Genomic DNA, 14,897 nt, shown 5'->3' on the forward strand with positions numbered 1-14,897 from the left:
GCTCCTAACGGGACCGTGAGATGCCGGCCTGGATCTCGTCCAGGAGCCGTTTCGCTCCGTCGGCCGTGCTGAGCCGGCCGAGCGCTATCTCCTCCGCGGCCCTGGACATGGCCGTCCGCCAGGTGTTCGTGCCGGGGGGCGCCTCGAAGCGGGGGCGGCGCTCGGCCTCGCGGCCGGCCTGCACGAGGGTGAGCATCTCCTTCTCGTCGCCGCTCGCGGAGTCGAGCGACTGCTTGAAGACCTTGGGGTTGACCGGCGCGCCCATGGTCATGCCGACGGTCTTGAGCATCGCGGGGTCGTTGGTGTTGTAGTTGACGATCTTGCCGGCGGCCTCGACCTTGTCGTCGTCGATACCTTGATATATCGCCATTCGCGGGAAGTAGAGGAACTGGTGCCCGGCCTGGGCGTCCTTGGCCACGGGCATCGCGCGCAGCTTGAACCGGTAGTCGGGGAACATCTTCGCCTCGTCGATGATGTGGTTGGAGTTGCCCACGTTGGCCAGTACCTTCTTGCCGACCAGGGCCCAGTCGGGGCCGATGCCCTCCTGCTCGCTGAGCGACAGCACGGCGCCCGCCTTGAGCAGCTTGTCCCACCAGTCGAACCAGGCGCGCACGCTGTCCGCGGTGAAGCCGGGCTTACCGTCCTGGGTCCAGAGCTGCTCGCCACGCTGTCGTAGCCACGACTCGAACGGCAGGTCGGCGTCGGGCTCGTACGGCATGCCCTTGCGCTTGTTCGGGTTGTCCTTGGCATACTCGATGAGGAAGGCCGCCCAGGCGTCCCAGTCGGCGCCGGCGGGCGGGAGCTCCACCTCGTCTTCCTGGGCGAACGTCTCGTTGTAGCGCAGGGTGGGGACGAAGATGCCGAACGGCATGGTGTTGAGCTGTCCGCCGAGCTTGTACGACTCCAGGTCCTCCTTGGAGTAGTCGGCCAGGCTCAGGGTCGGGATGTCGTCGAGGCGCCGGTAGAGCTTGTTCTTGTGGTAGGTGAGCACCTGCGGCGAGGCGATCCAGAAGATGTCGGCCACGTCACGGGCGGAGATCTGCGTGGTCATGCGCTCCTGGAAGGCGGCGTAGTCGGCGAACTCCGGCTCGATCTGGACGCCCGGGTTCTTGGCGGCGAACTCCTTGAGGGCCTTCGTGTAGTTCTGCTGCCTGATGTTGTTGCCCCACCAGGCGTACCGCAGTGACGCACCGCCGCTGCCGGAGTCGCCGCCGCACGCCGTGAGGAAAGCCCCCACAGCCCCGGCCCCCGCCAGTTTCAGGAATCCCCGCCGATCGAGTCCGCTCATCATGATTCTCCCATCGTTCTCACAGGGGACCGGCTGCCCTGGTGATGACCTAGTGTCCATTTGTCTGACGAGACCGTCAATAGCTCATGTGTACTTGTTTGACAATTTGCTACCAGCACTTCGTAGAGGCCGAGCTCGGGCAGCCGCACCCGGTTGCCTTCGACCTCCAGCGCGTGGCCCGCGACCAGGGCCCGCACCTGCCACTCCCCGGGCCACGGCAGGTCGAGCCAGGACTCGCCGATCGGCACCGGGCGGCGGAAGCGCTGGTCGGCGTCGCCCGAGCGGTTGAGCAGGTGGATCACGCGCGCCGCCCCTGATCGCGCGGGGACGATCTCCACCTGTTCCGGCAGTCCGGTCTCCACCGCGAGGTCCGGGCCGGCACGGTCGGCGAACAGGTCGCGGTGCGCGCTCAGCCCGGTCTGCCGGTAGCCGCGGCCGACCGTCCACGGCATCAACATGCCCTTACCTTGGCCGTAGGGGGCGCTCAGCCAGCCCGGATGGCCGCTCTCACGGTGGCCGTGGCACTTCTCCGGCGGGCCGTACCTAGCCCTGGACAGCGCGAACAGGCCCGCCTCCGCCTTCTCGTCGGACTCGACCACGTGGAAGGCCCCGATGACCGGCACCATGCCCCTGTCACCGCGCAGATGCAGCGAGCGCACGGACTCCTCGCTCTCCATGCTCGCCAGGCGGCGCACCGCGGGCAGGCAATCGAGCTGCACCTCGTCCACGTCGAAGCCACTCGAACCGGTCGCCAGCACCGACCCGCCCGCCGCCACGTAGGCGTCCAGCACGCGGGCCGACCGGAGCGGGCCGAGGTCCGGCAGCACGATCAGCCGGTAGCGGGACAGATCGGTCACCGGCAGCTTGTCCTCGGGCAGGACGTCGAAGGGGATGTGTCGCTCCAGCAGCGCCAGGTACAGCCCCTGGAACTCGCTGGTCGCGGGGCGTCCGTCCTTCAGCGGGTCGGGCCGGACCAGCAGCGTGCGCGCCTCGGAGACGAGGTCCCGGTAGACGTCGGCGTGGTCGCGGTGGAAGCGGGTGATCTCCGCCGCGATCTCCAGGCACTCATACGGGCTGTCGTCCGGCGTCCCCATGATGTAGGTGGACGGGATCGCGCCTCGCGAGATGGCCTGCAGCAGATACTGCGCGAAGTGGTGCGGTTCCTCCCCCGCCATCCGGTACGGCATGTCCACGAACCCCACCGAGTTGACCAGCACCGGAACGTCCGGCCGGTACGATTTCGCCGCGCTGACGTGCTCGCTGGTGCGGTGGTGCCAGAGCGGCCGGCCGACGGCGTTGTTCGCCTCGTGGAAGACGATGTCGGCGTGCTCGCCCAGGATCAGCGCGGCCTGCGGTCTCCGCCGGGCGATCTCGGCGCGGATCCGGGAGTTGAGATCCTCGATCGTGTCCTGCGCGAACGTGCGCCACCTGAGGTATCCGGGCGAGTCCGGCCCCTCGGGCAGCTCCTCCCCGAACCGGCGGGTGCACGCCAGGCAGTGGCAGACCCCCCAGTACTTACGGCTGTAGTCCACCTCGTTGAACGACATCCAGTTGAGGAAGAACCCGTCGACCTCGTACCTGTCGAGCACCTCGCCGATGACCTCGAACAGCTTGACCTGGTAGTAGTCGCCGCTCGGGCAGACGCTGGCCAGCCCGTTGTAGACCTGGCGAGCGCCGTCGGGGGCCACGAAGCACCACTCGGGATGTTCCTCGGCCCGCCGGTGGTCGATCTTGGAGAAGTCCATCCTGGCCAGCACCCGCACGCCTCTTCGGCGGGCCGCGGCGACCGCGTCGCCGACCAGGTCGCCAGACGGGCGCTCGGCCAGCCGCGGATTGCGCGTCTGGAAATCCAGGCCGGTCGGATAGTTGGACAGGATGCCGCCGACGCTGATCAGCCAGGCATTCGCCCCGAACTCCTCCAGGTAGTCGAGCACCCGCTCCACGTCGAGCCCGGCGTCCACCTCACGGAGGTTGGTCTGGAACATCTGGAACGGCTCGCGCCACCACGCCCCGCTCACGACCGCTCCCAGGTGAGGTGGACGACCTCGATGAGCCCCACGTTCGCCAGTTCCACCTCGACCCGGCCGTCGCATACCACCGTGGCGGCCTCGGCGTCCGCGACCAGCAGGCGCGCCGTGGCCCCCCGGGCGCCGGGCGGCAGCGCGACCGACACCGTCTGGGGCGGCAGCGGGATGGTCTCCCTGATGGCGCCGCGCATGGCCATCGGGTTGGTGAGGTTCACGACGGTCACCGCGACGCCGTGCTCGTCCCGGCGTACGGCGAGGTCGGCCAGGCCGGGCCCGCGTACCGTGGCCTCGGGCTCGCCGCCGAGCGCCCACCGCACCGCGTTGGCGATCAGGAGGCCGTGGTCGGCCTGGAGGGCCTCCCAGAAGATCGCGCCGATGTCGAACGGGATGTAGACGACCCGCCCAGGCCCCTCCCTGGTGATCACTGCGGGGGCGTCCGGCGCCTGCCTGGGGTACAGCTCCTCCATCGGCAGGTCGGGGAAGTCGGGCACGAACCGGAACGGCACCCGCGTGCCCGGCCTGGCCTCGACGCGCAGCAGGTGGCTGCCGCCGATGATCCGTTCGGCGCCCCCGAAGCCGGCGTTCACCGGGTGCTCGCCGGTAAGGGCGATGTAATTGTTCTTCACCGGGCCCCTGACGGGCGCGGTCAGGTCGACGCCGAACACGTCGGCGAGGCCGAAGCCGTCGCGCAGGTCGCCGTGCTCGTCGTACAGGGAGGACTGGTGCGCGGCCACCAGGCCGCCGCCCGCGGCGACGTACTCGCGGATCACCTGGCACTCCGCGTCGCCGAGCTGCTCGGCGTTGGCCAGCACCAGCACCTTGTACGGCCGCAGCCGCTCGGCGGACAGCGCCTGGTCGGCGATGAACTCGAACGGGATCCGGGCCTCGACCAGCGCCTGGTAGAACCCGTTCTCGTCGGGGAAGGTGTGCGCCGCCCCCGTCCTGAGCTGCCCGGCCCTGCTGGGGTCGAGCAGCGCGACCTCGGCGGTGACCGCCGTCTCCGACAGCACCGGCTCCAGCCGCGCGTGCAGGCTGAACGCCTCCACCACCGCCGGCACCCACCGCGGGTCGGAGACGGTGGCGTTGAACTTGGTGAACCACGGGAACGCGCCCTGCGCGAACCCGTCCACGATCCACGTCCGCACCTCCTCGGGCGGGGCCACCGAGTCCTTCCACCGGTGCTGGTGGTGCTCGGGGCCGACTGAGGTGATGAGCCCGATCGGCCGGTCGGGGTACAGGCCGCGGCTGCGCTTGGCCACCCGCCCCGCCGCCCACGGAGCCTCGATCCCCGAGCGGCCCTGCTTGTCCACCACGAACATCGGGTAGACCCGCCGCACCAGCTCGGGCTCGAGGTCGCGGGCCGCGAACATGCCCAGGTTGGGGATGAAGCGGGCGTGCGGCCGCACGTCCTTGACCGCCGTGTCCCAGATCGAGACCAGCTCGCTGAGCTTGCGCCGCCGCCAGGCCACGTACGCGGGCCAGGCGGGGTCGGACGGGTCGTGCTCGCGTTTGGGCAGCTCGAACCCGGTGTCGTCGCGGAACGAGCGCTGCGCGGCCTCACTGTGGGAGATGCCGGCGTAGCCCTCCCACCGATTGGCGAAGATCGCGTCGACGTCGTACTCGCGCACGATCTCGCGGGCCACCTCGGTGATGAACTCGCGGTGGTAGTCGGTGAAGGAGCAGGTGAGCCAGATGTCCGGGTACGCCCAGTGCTCGATGGCCGCCCCCTGCGCGTCGCGCGCCAGCCATTCGGGATGCGCCTCGGCCGCGTCGGCGTGCACGGCGTGGGGGTCCACCCTGGCCATGACGTGCATGTCCAATCCCCTGGCGGCCTCGACCAGGGCGCCGAAGGGGTCAGTGTCACCGAGGTAGGTGCTGCGGTGGTGGAACGGGATGCGGGTCGGATAGTAGGCGATGTAGCCGCCGGCGCTGATGCAGGCCGCGTTGGACCTGCTGTCACGCATCACCGAGGTCCAGAAGTCGACATCGAGATGCGCCGGGTCGTCCTCGGCCAGCGTCAGTTGCGTCCAGCGGGTCGCCGTACGCGGCCAGTCGGGTGTTCGCATTGTGACGCACCTCTCGTCGAAATGATCGTTAGACGAGAAATATTGTTATACAAGAATGCAAGAAAGACAAGGTAAGCCGACCGCCTTCCGGTGGATGACCATGCAGTGCCTTACGCCCGGCTGGAGGACGTCTCAGTCGCGCCTCAGGAACGGGCTGCGGCTCGTAGATCTGTGGTGATCGGGCCGACGGAGGTCGTCAGTCCCTCCAGGGTGAGTTTGAGCGTGGGTGCGATGGTGCCGCCGAAGCCGGCCCGTGCCTGCGCGGCTCCCGCACCTAGGAGATCGCCGCCCTGGTGGGACCGGTAGTTGGCGAAGCTGATCACCTGGAGGTCCGGCAGCACCAGCCAGGCGTAGGCTGGATGCGGCCCAAGCTGACCACCGTGGCACTGCCCCACTACGAGCTGGGTCGCAAGGCCGTGGACGTGCTGTTCACCGACATCGACCGCGATCGTTCCGACCCCGACCGGGTGGGCGAGGTGCATCGGGTCCGAATGCCCGTCCGCAGCCGCGAATCCGTCGCACCGTCGGCCACCGCGGAGTCGCTCGACTGAGCGCCCTCGTCCAGCATGTGAGTCGCTCGACCGAGCACCCTCCACCCCCATGGAGTCGCTCGACCGAGCAACCGCGCTCGCCATCAGCAAGGGCGAGGGTCCTCCACCGGTCGGTCACGCCGGCGATTCCTGAGGCCGTAATCGAGCCTTGACACGGGTGAGGCCGATCGTAATAGTACAGCTAACCCGATTTAGCGTCACTGTAACCAGAGTGGGCTCCAGCGATCCACGGCCCATCCTCCACTGCCTACGTGAGCAGCATCCCCACCCGTCGTGAGCAGGCACCACTGTCACACGTTACTAAATCGATTTAGCACAGTGGGTCACGCGTACGACGCGGCCCACGGCCGGAAAGGAAGTACCGCATGCGTATCCGCAGATGGGTCGGGGCGGTGGCCTCGGCCCTGGCCATGGTCGCCTCGGGCCTGGTCTCCGCCGGGCCCGCCGACGCAAGCAGCGGCCCCGATGCCGGAATCCGCAGCATCACTCCCATCACCACGGTCTACACCTACGGGCAGAAAGTGTCCGCGGTAGCGGTCGAGTACGGCCAGAACGTCAACCCACGGGAACTGGACGCCTCCACCTTCTCGGTCCAGGACACCCTCTACAACTTCCGGTTCAATCCCATCGAGGACCTGCCCAAGCTGACCGACCGCAAGGTCACCCGCGCCTACACCAACGACGCCGCCACCATCCGGGCCGATCACCGTTCGGCGCCGGGCCGGTACGTCATCGTCGAGCTCGACCCCGAGCAGAACGCCGGCTGGACGGTGATCACCTCCAAGTGTCCGAACGGCCGGTGCGCGGTGCGGGTGAACCCGGATCTGCCCACGCGGGTGGTCCAGCGCAAGAACGTCCACGGACAGCCCGGGCATGGCCTCGGCAGGGGGCCGCTGCTGGCCAAGGGGACCCCGAACATCTCCAGAAAGGTGACCGAGAAGCCGGTCAACCTCCTCGTCGACGAGTTCCGCTACGGCTCCTACCTGTCCAACGGGATGGTGCTGCCGTACCACTACCACCTGCCGAAGAACTACGACCCGGCCAAGACGTACCCGCTGATGGTCGTGCTGCCCGGGCACGGCATGGGATGGGACGGGGACAATCTGACGGTCCAGGTGGCCGCGGACATTCCCGCCACGGCCTGGCTGCAGCAGAAGTGGACCGGCGGCACCGAGGACGTCATCGTGCTCGCCCCGCAGCACCAGCGCGTGGGCGGCGCGGCCGAGGCCGATCTCCTGGTCAAGCTGCTCGACCAGTTCCTCAAGGACTACGCCGTCGACAAGCGGCGGGTCTACGCCACCACCGTCTCCTACGGCTCCCAACTGCTGTGGCACGCCTTCGCCAAGCGTCCGGACCTGTTCGCCGGCGGACTGGTGACCGGCGGCTTCGCGGTCAACGCCGAGCAGGCGGCGGCCATCGCCGCCGCGGAGGTCCCACTCTGGGTCACCCACGGTGTACACGACCACCTGCTGAACATCGACCTCGCCCGCACCACTCGGAAACTGCTGCAGGACGCCTACACCGCACGCGGCAAGACTCCCGAGGAGATCGGGACCCTCATGCGCTACACCGAGTACGAGGACGCGGCGTTCGCACTGCCGGACTACCACGCGGCCTACGGACCCACCTACGAGGACGCCGCCATCCTCCAGTGGCTACTGAGCCGGACCAGACCGCGAATCTGACGCACACGATGGCCCCTCGCCGAGACCATGGTGAGGGGTCATCGTCAGATCGCACAGGCGATGGGTGACAATCAGGGAGCACAGCACTCCTGTCAGTGATTCACTCTGATCAACTGTCTTACAGGGCGAGACGGGCGGAGTGGGGTCATGACAGCGGCGCAGCCTGGTCACATGGTCGGCGGACGGTATCGCCTGATCACCGAGCTGGGGTCCGGCGGGTTCGGACGGGTCTGGCGTGCACAGGACGCGTCTTCGTCGATGGCCGTGATCGCTGCTTTGACCTTGAGGTCCAGTTTGGCGGTGATGGAGAAGCGGGTGTCGTTCTCGCGGCAGGCGGCGATGACCTGCGCGCTGTAGAAGGCGCTGTCGCCGCGCAGCATCAGGGTGCCTGAACAGCCCGTCTGCCGGGCGGTGGTGATCGATTCGCGGATCAGGGGTGCGGCGCCGCGGGCGGAGCCGGCGCTGCCGCCACGTAACCGGGTGGCGGCGAGCACGGGGGCGGCCAGCGGCGTGGACAGGGTGACGGCCAGCACGTTCAGGCCACGCACCAGGACGCTCTTACCCTGGATTTTCGTGTGCCCGAAGCCGCTGCCCTGCTTGGCGTAGCCGTAGGTGCGCCGCTGCATCGAGTCGATGTCCAGAAAGGCCAGCACCCGGTTGCCGGGCAGCAGCGGCGTGTGCTCGGCCAGCGCCGGGAGCAGGAGCCGGGCGACCTTGTCCAGTTGGCGGACGTTGCCCCAGGTGAAAGCGCGCAGGAACGAGCCGAGGGTAGAGGGCGCGCGCACGCCGTCGAAGAGTTTGTCCATCCCGCCATGACGCAGCATGTCCAGGTCGTCGATGCTGTCGGCGCCGCAAGCCATCCCGGCCACGATCGTGGTGACCTTCGCCGCCGCGTTGGCCCCCTCAGCAGCGCCCAGGGCCACGTGCTCGCCGGCCAGACGCTCCAGGCCCGCACGCTCGGCCAGTCGCAGCACCGGAGCCAGCCCGCCGTAGGCGATCACGTGCTCATCGTCGAAGATCGCATGCTTTTTGTCAGCGGCGTGGGAGAATCGCACTTACGAGGTGCCCTTTGACTGTGACGGTTGGAAGCGTAGAGAACTCCCATCCTCCCAGTTCGGAGGGCTTCATCTATGAGATAGACGACTGGGGCAACGGTACGCCTGTGAAACACACGGGGCGCGTCAAGTATCCGCTGCCCGAGCAGGAGATCATCTTTACCAAGATCAATCTTGGGCAGATCAGAGGGGCTTGGAAACTAGGCAGGTACGACGAGCCGGACACATGGATCCCGAACCCGAACTACGTACCGAGGTGAGCATGTACAGGCTCGAACTGGTCAGGCTCGCAGACGAGTCGCGGCTGCCATGCGTGGTGACCTTGCGGGATATCGAAGAGGATGACATATGCGAACTCCGCCTCGATCGGCAGGACGCTCCGCCTCTGGTATTCCGATCGCCCGTGGATTTCGAGGACACCCTGATCGAGTTGCGGAAAGAGCTTGAGCGCCAAGGTCTTCTCCTGCTGTGCAACAGGTATCGCCGGAACGCGTTCGTCTCCTCGATGGCCCGCCAGATGAGCACCGGCCTGTCGTGCTATCTGGTGAGCCCGGGAAAGCCGGTGGATCCCAAGAAGCTCGCTGATTCCCTTGGCCCAGCTCCCAGGGAGGACGTGGTCCTCGCCGAGGAAGGCGCGAAGTACATCGACGAATGGATCGCCGGCTTCGACGACGACTAGTTAGACCAGCGCGCCATCATGGACGCGGTCGCCCACGGCGCCGACAGGGCCCTGACGTTCGCCACAGTCATGGTGAACGCCACGCCGCTGCCCTCCGCCAGCAACGAAGCGGTCTAGGTCCTTGGCGACCCGCGTGATCGATTTACCTGCCCCCGCACGATGCGCACCGCGCCCATAAACGGCATCAGGTATGCGGGATGACCAGCACACCAGCCACGGTCATATGGAATCGAGCACCGCAAAAAATAGCATTTCCGGAAGGGGGTAGAGCAAGACATTATCGATGGCTATTGACGGCTCTCCTTCCCCTCGTCCACACTCCTGATGGATTGTCGAACGGCGTCGGCTCGCGCGTTATCGGAATTCACCGTTACAGCAATTGAGCGAATATCCGAACCGATGCGGAGCAACACCGGAACGCCTAAGAGAGGGAGGATAAATGCGATTACCGACAGCCGTACGGCGGGGATCGGGAAACGCTCCACAAAGGAGCTGGTGGTCCGTTTTCGCGGCGGCTCTACTGGTCTGCGCCATCGTCCCGGTTATCGGGTCACCCGCCTGGGCCCGGACTGCAACCACCGGATACGCCTACGTCTGGGCAGACCAGCCCACAACGTCCTCCTACACTCCCGCCGCCGCCTACAGCGCCAACTCTACGAACGCCACCAACACCGTGACCCGCACCGACGTGGGGCGCTACAGCGTCACCATGCCCAATCTCGGGCTCAACGGGGGGATCGCCCATGTGACCAGTGTGGGTTTCGACGCAACGACCTGCAACGTGCAGGACTGGGTCCCCTCCGGGACCGCCCAACTGGTCCGCGTGCAATGCTTCGACCCCGGCGGGGTGTTCGCGGACTCGATGTTCACCGTCTCCTTCGTCAACCTGGCGAGCGCGCAGCGCCACCTCGCCTACGTCTGGGCGGACCAGCCCAGCGCAACCACCTACACGCCCAGCTCGGCGCACCAGTTCAACTCCACGGGGGCCACCAACACGGTGAACCGGGTGGGCCCCGGCTACTACAGCGTCCATCTGCCCGGCATGAAGGACGCCGTGGGCTACCTCCAGGTGACCGCGCAGAACACCACCGCCGGCCGGTGCAAGGCCCACTCGCAAGGCCCGTCGCAGGACTCCGACGCCATGGTCGTGGCCATCTTCTGCACGAACCTCAACGGATCCATGACGGACACCGCTTTCACCTTTTCCTACAGCAGGAACGCCGGTTTCACCGACACGTTGCCGGCGGCGTACGCCCTTCCCAACCAGATCGACGCGGTCACCCCGTACGCCCCCACGCACCGGTTCAACTCCACCGGAGCCACCAATACCGCCACCAGGTTGGCGCCGGGGATCTACCGGCTCGCCACACCCAACATGCCCCTGGACGGCGGTCACGTCCAAGCCGTCGCGTACGGGCCGGGCGGCGACGGATTCTCGAACTACTGCAAGGTGATGTTCTGGACGCCGGACTACATGCCGGGCAGCGGCCTCTACGTCGCCTGCTTCACCGTGGACGGCGCCCCGGCCAACGGCTCGTTCAACGCCGTCTTCCTCGAGTGAGGGCATGAGGTCGTAGGCTGCGGCTCCCCTAGATGCGACTCCGTCGAGAGCCGTGCGTTGCCGACATCGTCATGGGAGGAGGGGAGTTCGCCCGCGCGATCTCCCCTCCTCCCGGCGTTCAGCTCGTGATCACCCAGTCCGGTGCAGGAGACGCGTGGACGCCGGGTGGAGTTTGTAAGAGCACGAGTCCACCAGGCGGCCGTTCGGGCGGCGCCAAAGCCCTTCGACAGCAGGCTCTAACCGGTGGCCGAGACCCGCCTGGCCGCTGCCAGGACCGCGGCGGCGGCCAGGGCGGTGAGGGACGCCAGGAGGGTGGCGGCGGCCAGAGTAAGGGCGTCGGGGTGGATCAAGGGCTGAGCACGCAGGGCCTGCCAGGTGACCAGGGCGATCAGGCCGGTGTAGCCCGCGGCTGCCACGCCGATCAGGCGAGCGCGGATCCGGTCGTCACGTAAGAGGGGATAGCGAGCCGCCAGCGCGGCCAGGAGCAGAGCGGCGATCAGCATGACCTGCAGGCCGTGCAGGCCGACGAAATGGGGGATCCTCAGGTCGCCGCCGGTGGTGCTCCACTGTGTCAGCGGGAGGCCGGGGCCGCCGTCGGGTACGCCCACGCTGTGACCGCTGCTCAGGAATACCCTCTCACCGCTGGTGGTCAGCGCGGTCTCCGCCTTCTCCTGTATGGGGATGAGGAAGCCCAGGGCCATGCCGGCGACGGCCAGGGCCAGGCCTGTGTGGATCGCCCGGCTCATCGCACGGTCGGCGTGGACCCGCTGAAAGGCCAGGATGATGGCGAGCGCGAGGTTGGCCAGCATGATGAAGAGCACGGCATTGCCGAAGATGACCAGCATGATCTTCTCGGCCGCAGCGGTGGACTTGTGGAAATGGCTGAAGGTGCCGCGGGCGGCCTGGATCGCGACGATGACCGTGTCGACGAACCCGGTGACGGCGAAGACGGTGGCCAGCCCGGAGGTCCACCTCCTGCCTCGGTGAGGCAGGGACAGCATCCAGGCGAGGGTGGTTCCGTAGACGGCCATCGACACCGCGAACTTGAACGGCTTGAGCCAGACGGGGGCGCCAAGAAGCACCCGGTCGTCGAGCACGAGCCCGACCGCCGAGACGACCAGCAGAAACAGCATCGAGGCGACCATCAGCATCAGCGGTCGATGCCACCCCATCACTCGGCGACCCGACGCACCAAGAACACTGGACACGGAACCTCCTGGAAACGACCGGAGCCATGGCCCAGACTCCCGGTCGCCGGCCGCGGCCACATTGCCGCACGCCCCCCTTGTCACAGGGAGGTCAGCCCTACCGCCGCGGCGTGTGCTCGCCGTGGTCGCCACCCGTGCGCCGCCGATGAACAGGTCTCGGTACGGTTTCAGCCCCATCGAACCTGTTTCGCCGTGGGCACGCCGTTCATCCTCTACGCACCACTTCCGCGATCGACGCCCAGTCGTGGTCGGCCATGCCCTGGTCGATCGCGGTCTGGAACGTCCGCTGCAGGGCGGACATGGTAGGCAGTTGCAGTCCGATCTTGTCGGCGGCGGCCGCGGCCAGGTTGAGGTCCTTGTCGCCCAGGACGGTGCGGAAACCGGCCGGCAGATACGCACGGTCCGCGATCGCCTTGCCGTAGCCCTCGTACACCGGCCCCGTCAGCAGGGTCTCCGTGATGAGCTCGTGCAGATGGTACGGGTCGATTCCGTGCCGTTCCGCCAGGGTGAAGCCCTCGGCCATGGCCTCCAGCGCGTGGATGATCAGCAGGTTCATGGTGATCTTCACGATGTTGGCCTGCCACGGCTGTTCGCCCACCCTCCAGGTACGCCGGCCGAGCGTCGAGAACACCGGCTCCAGGGACTCGATCATCCCGCTGTCACCGGCGGCGAGCAGGTTCAGCTGTCCCGCCTCCGCGGCGGACGGACGCCCCAGCACCGGGACGCCCAGATAGCCGATGCCGGCGGCCTCGTGCCGCTCGGCCATGACGCGACCGGCGTCGACGGAGATCGTCGACATGCTGACGTGGATGCCGTCCGGGCCCGCCGCGGCGAGCACCGCGTCGTCGAAGACGGCGGCGACGGCGGCGTCGTCGGCCAGCATCGACAGCACCGGCCCGGCGGCGAACAGGTCGGCGACGGACGCGGCGCGCTCGGCGCCCAGCGCGACGAGTTCGTCGACGGCCGCGGGAGACCGGTTCCAGACCGTGACGCCGTGTCCCTCCGCGAGCAGGCGGCGGACCATGCTCTTCCCCATGTTGCCGAGACCGGCGAAAGACACTCGTGCCATGCGATGCTCCTTCCTGATCCTTCAACATCAAAGGGCCAGGTACGCGGCCCGCTCTGGGCGTACCCAGCGGCAGCGAGCAGCACCGAAGGGCCGTTCCCGGTCAAGGGCAGGAAGCCCTGGGTTAGGTGTACTGGCCACGGCCGGCGCGCGGCACATCGCCGATCCGAACCTGACGGTCTGCCTCAAGAAGGGCGCCGACCGAAGCCGAATGACAGCTTTGCCGGAAACCGGATGCTTCCTATTAATCCCGGCAACACTGTGGGCTTTTGTTATGGATGGCCGATAAAAGTACGCCCATAACCCTGCGAGGGCGGCAGTTGATAACTCTGCAAACGCCTGTTGATCGGACCGCTGAGCTGGCGCGTGTAGACGAAATGTAGCTGGAATGAAGCCCGCGAGCACTGAAGCACACGAGGCGGCACAGCACAAGAGGTTGCTTGCCATTCATCAGCGTGAGTAACTGTCGGTCAACGCCCGGCAGAGCCGGGAAGAAGATCCATGAGCTGCACGGACGGGTGCCGCGACCAACGATCCCCGCCCGTGGAGCACCCTTCGATGCAAAGGGAGCCTACCTGCAATGTTGCTGAAACGCACGCTCTGCGCATCCGTGCTCATGGCGCCACTCACGGCGCTGGGCGCGACTCCGGCCTTCGCCGACGATCCTCACCCTCTTCCCGACAATCCCGACATCGTCATCGGCTACGAGAACGAGACGGAGACTTTCCGCGCCAAAGTCACCCCTCCCCTGGTGACCATGGCCTGCCGGCCGGGAAATGTCTCCTACCGGGTCTCCAGTTACAGCAACAGCCACAAGGCGGTTGGCCCGACGCAGTCCAATCACAACGGGACTTCCCGCGCCGCGACATCGACCTTCAGCGCCACCGTCTCGGGAACCATCTCGATCGCCTGGAACGTCTCCGGCAGCCTGAAGGTGGACAGGCTCGTCGCGGGCGCCGAGGTGGCCACGGGCGTCAACCTGTCCGCCAGCCTGACGGCCTCGTTGGGCAACAGCATCGCGGTCCCGACGCCGCCCCGCAGAACGACCACCGCCACGTACGGCGTCTGGCGCAAGAAGACCAAGGGCAGCTACCACGTCTGCCCCCAGAAACCGAGAAAAGTGACCGCGTGGACTCCGTGGCGCGTCGGCTGGTACGTCAAGCAAAGGTGATCTCAACATGACAATCCGACGGGTGGCGCTTCTCCTGATGTCCACCGGCCTCTTGACGGTGGCCTGCACGGCCGGAACACCGGCCGACCCGGTCACGGAGCCGCGAGGCGCCACCTCGTCGGCCGCCCCGACTGAGCCTCCCACCGTGGTCCCCACCCAGACCCCCACCGAGAGCCCCACTGGGACCCCTGCCGAGACCACCGTGGCCACGCCATCAGCCGAACCTTCACGACTCCGCCTACCGGGCATGGACGCCGGCACGAAGACCGTCCTCAAGGCGGGGCCGAGGAAAGGGTCCATGGTCGTCGGGGATGTCCCACCCGGCAAGGACGAACTATGGGTCCTGTTCAAGTGCCGTGGACAGGGCAAGGCGGAGATCATCCTGGAGCCGGGCATCAACATGCCCTTCACCTGCCTCGACGACGTGATCAGCCCCATCATGAACCGCCTCGACCTCGGCGACCGAAAGACCCTGACGGTACGCGTCCAGGCCCCGGACACGGTCGAGTGGGCTCTTCGCGTCACTCGCTGAACGGCGAT

At 67.4% G+C, this 14,897-nt stretch carries 14 protein-coding genes; 7 read left to right on the plus strand and 7 right to left on the minus strand.

The genetic code is table 11. The annotated features are described in order from the left end of the window. Positions 1–4: 4 nt before the first annotated feature. The 4 genes from ACIBQX_RS40410 to ACIBQX_RS40425 all read right to left on the minus strand — a co-directional run bounded on the left by ACIBQX_RS40410 (position 5) and on the right by ACIBQX_RS40425 (position 5,722). Entirely contained in the window at positions 5–1,291 is a 1,287-nt protein-coding gene (locus tag ACIBQX_RS40410; protein ID WP_397014161.1) for an ABC transporter substrate-binding protein, read from the minus strand. Then, positions 1,288–3,306, minus strand: coding sequence for a beta-galactosidase trimerization domain-containing protein (locus ACIBQX_RS40415; RefSeq protein WP_397014163.1), 2,019 nt, complete (start codon positions 3,304–3,306; stop codon positions 1,288–1,290). The genes ACIBQX_RS40410 and ACIBQX_RS40415 overlap by 4 nt, the downstream gene beginning before the upstream one ends. Then, entirely contained in the window at positions 3,303–5,381 is a 2,079-nt protein-coding gene (locus ACIBQX_RS40420) for a family 10 glycosylhydrolase (RefSeq protein ID WP_397014165.1), read from the minus strand. Before ACIBQX_RS40420 ends, ACIBQX_RS40415 begins: the two co-directional genes overlap by 4 nt. A 143-nt stretch (positions 5,382–5,524) precedes the next feature. After that, a complete protein-coding gene (locus ACIBQX_RS40425) occupies positions 5,525–5,722 on the minus strand; it encodes a hypothetical protein (protein ID WP_397014167.1) in 198 nt (65 codons plus the stop codon). Between the two features lie 18 nt (positions 5,723–5,740). Between ACIBQX_RS40425 and ACIBQX_RS40430 the strand changes: the two genes are divergently transcribed. Then, complete coding sequence (locus tag ACIBQX_RS40430; RefSeq protein ID WP_397014169.1) at positions 5,741–5,932, plus strand: hypothetical protein; 192 nt, start codon at positions 5,741–5,743, stop codon at positions 5,930–5,932. 365 nt (positions 5,933–6,297) lie between these two features. Next, entirely contained in the window at positions 6,298–7,617 is a 1,320-nt protein-coding gene (locus ACIBQX_RS40435; RefSeq protein ID WP_397014171.1) for a hypothetical protein, read from the plus strand. A gap of 167 nt (positions 7,618–7,784) precedes the next feature. Here the strand turns inward: ACIBQX_RS40435 and ACIBQX_RS40440 are convergent, their stop codons facing one another. Then, the gene (locus ACIBQX_RS40440; protein WP_397014173.1) at positions 7,785–8,618 is read right to left on the minus strand and encodes a transposase; all 834 of its coding nucleotides are present in this window, start codon (positions 8,616–8,618) and stop codon (positions 7,785–7,787) included. Positions 8,619–8,692: 74 nt separating this feature from the next. On the opposite strand from ACIBQX_RS40440, the gene ACIBQX_RS40445 reads away from it, so the two are divergent. The 3 genes from ACIBQX_RS40445 to ACIBQX_RS40455 all read left to right on the plus strand — a co-directional run bounded on the left by ACIBQX_RS40445 (position 8,693) and on the right by ACIBQX_RS40455 (position 10,912). After that, positions 8,693–8,932, plus strand: a complete 240-nt coding sequence (locus tag ACIBQX_RS40445; RefSeq protein WP_397014175.1) for a hypothetical protein — start codon at positions 8,693–8,695, stop codon at positions 8,930–8,932. A 2-nt stretch (positions 8,933–8,934) separates the two neighbouring features. Further along, positions 8,935–9,351: a hypothetical protein gene (locus tag ACIBQX_RS40450; protein ID WP_397014177.1), complete on the plus strand. Its 417-nt coding sequence runs from the start codon at positions 8,935–8,937 to the stop codon at positions 9,349–9,351. A gap of 673 nt (positions 9,352–10,024) precedes the next feature. Continuing rightward, positions 10,025–10,912, plus strand: a complete 888-nt coding sequence (locus ACIBQX_RS40455) for a hypothetical protein (RefSeq protein ID WP_397014179.1) — start codon at positions 10,025–10,027, stop codon at positions 10,910–10,912. Positions 10,913–11,148: 236 nt separating this feature from the next. On the opposite strand, the gene ACIBQX_RS40460 is transcribed toward ACIBQX_RS40455, so the two are convergent. Both ACIBQX_RS40460 and ACIBQX_RS40465 read right to left on the minus strand, forming a co-directional pair. Then, positions 11,149–12,045 carry a hypothetical protein gene (locus tag ACIBQX_RS40460; RefSeq protein ID WP_397014181.1) on the minus strand — a complete coding sequence of 299 codons (897 nt, stop codon included), beginning with the start codon at positions 12,043–12,045 and terminating at the stop codon, positions 11,149–11,151. 280 nt (positions 12,046–12,325) lie between these two features. Continuing rightward, positions 12,326–13,189 (minus strand): NAD(P)-dependent oxidoreductase, encoded by an 864-nt coding sequence (locus ACIBQX_RS40465; RefSeq protein ID WP_397014183.1) that lies wholly within the window; start codon positions 13,187–13,189, stop codon positions 12,326–12,328. A 577-nt stretch (positions 13,190–13,766) separates the two neighbouring features. Between ACIBQX_RS40465 and ACIBQX_RS40470 the strand changes: the two genes are divergently transcribed. Continuing rightward, complete coding sequence (locus ACIBQX_RS40470) at positions 13,767–14,357, plus strand: hypothetical protein (RefSeq protein WP_397014185.1); 591 nt, start codon at positions 13,767–13,769, stop codon at positions 14,355–14,357. Between the two features lie 7 nt (positions 14,358–14,364). After that, the gene (locus ACIBQX_RS40475) at positions 14,365–14,889 is read left to right on the plus strand and encodes a hypothetical protein (RefSeq protein ID WP_397014187.1); all 525 of its coding nucleotides are present in this window, start codon (positions 14,365–14,367) and stop codon (positions 14,887–14,889) included. The last annotated feature ends 8 nt before the right edge of the window (positions 14,890–14,897 follow it).

Origin of the sequence: Nonomuraea sp. NPDC049714, from assembly GCF_044465295.1 — a bacterium.
Classification (GTDB): Bacteria; Actinomycetota; Actinomycetes; order Streptosporangiales; family Streptosporangiaceae; genus Nonomuraea.

What these genes read in the sequence shown, in the direction of transcription:
- ACIBQX_RS40410 (WP_397014161.1), bottom strand. Translation starts at nt 1,291, where the DNA reads ATGATGAGCGGACTCGATCGGCGGGGATTCCTGAAACTGGCGGGGGCC.
- ACIBQX_RS40420 (WP_397014165.1), bottom strand. Translation starts at nt 5,381, where the DNA reads ATGCGAACACCCGACTGGCCGCGTACGGCGACCCGCTGGACGCAACTG.
- ACIBQX_RS40430 (WP_397014169.1), top strand. Translation starts at nt 5,741, where the DNA reads ATGCGGCCCAAGCTGACCACCGTGGCACTGCCCCACTACGAGCTGGGT.
- ACIBQX_RS40435 (WP_397014171.1), top strand. Translation starts at nt 6,298, where the DNA reads ATGCGTATCCGCAGATGGGTCGGGGCGGTGGCCTCGGCCCTGGCCATG.
- ACIBQX_RS40450 (WP_397014177.1), top strand. Translation starts at nt 8,935, where the DNA reads ATGTACAGGCTCGAACTGGTCAGGCTCGCAGACGAGTCGCGGCTGCCA.
- ACIBQX_RS40460 (WP_397014181.1), bottom strand. Translation starts at nt 12,045, where the DNA reads ATGCTGTTTCTGCTGGTCGTCTCGGCGGTCGGGCTCGTGCTCGACGAC.
- ACIBQX_RS40465 (WP_397014183.1), bottom strand. Translation starts at nt 13,189, where the DNA reads ATGGCACGAGTGTCTTTCGCCGGTCTCGGCAACATGGGGAAGAGCATG.
- ACIBQX_RS40470 (WP_397014185.1), top strand. Translation starts at nt 13,767, where the DNA reads ATGTTGCTGAAACGCACGCTCTGCGCATCCGTGCTCATGGCGCCACTC.
- ACIBQX_RS40475 (WP_397014187.1), top strand. Translation starts at nt 14,365, where the DNA reads ATGACAATCCGACGGGTGGCGCTTCTCCTGATGTCCACCGGCCTCTTG.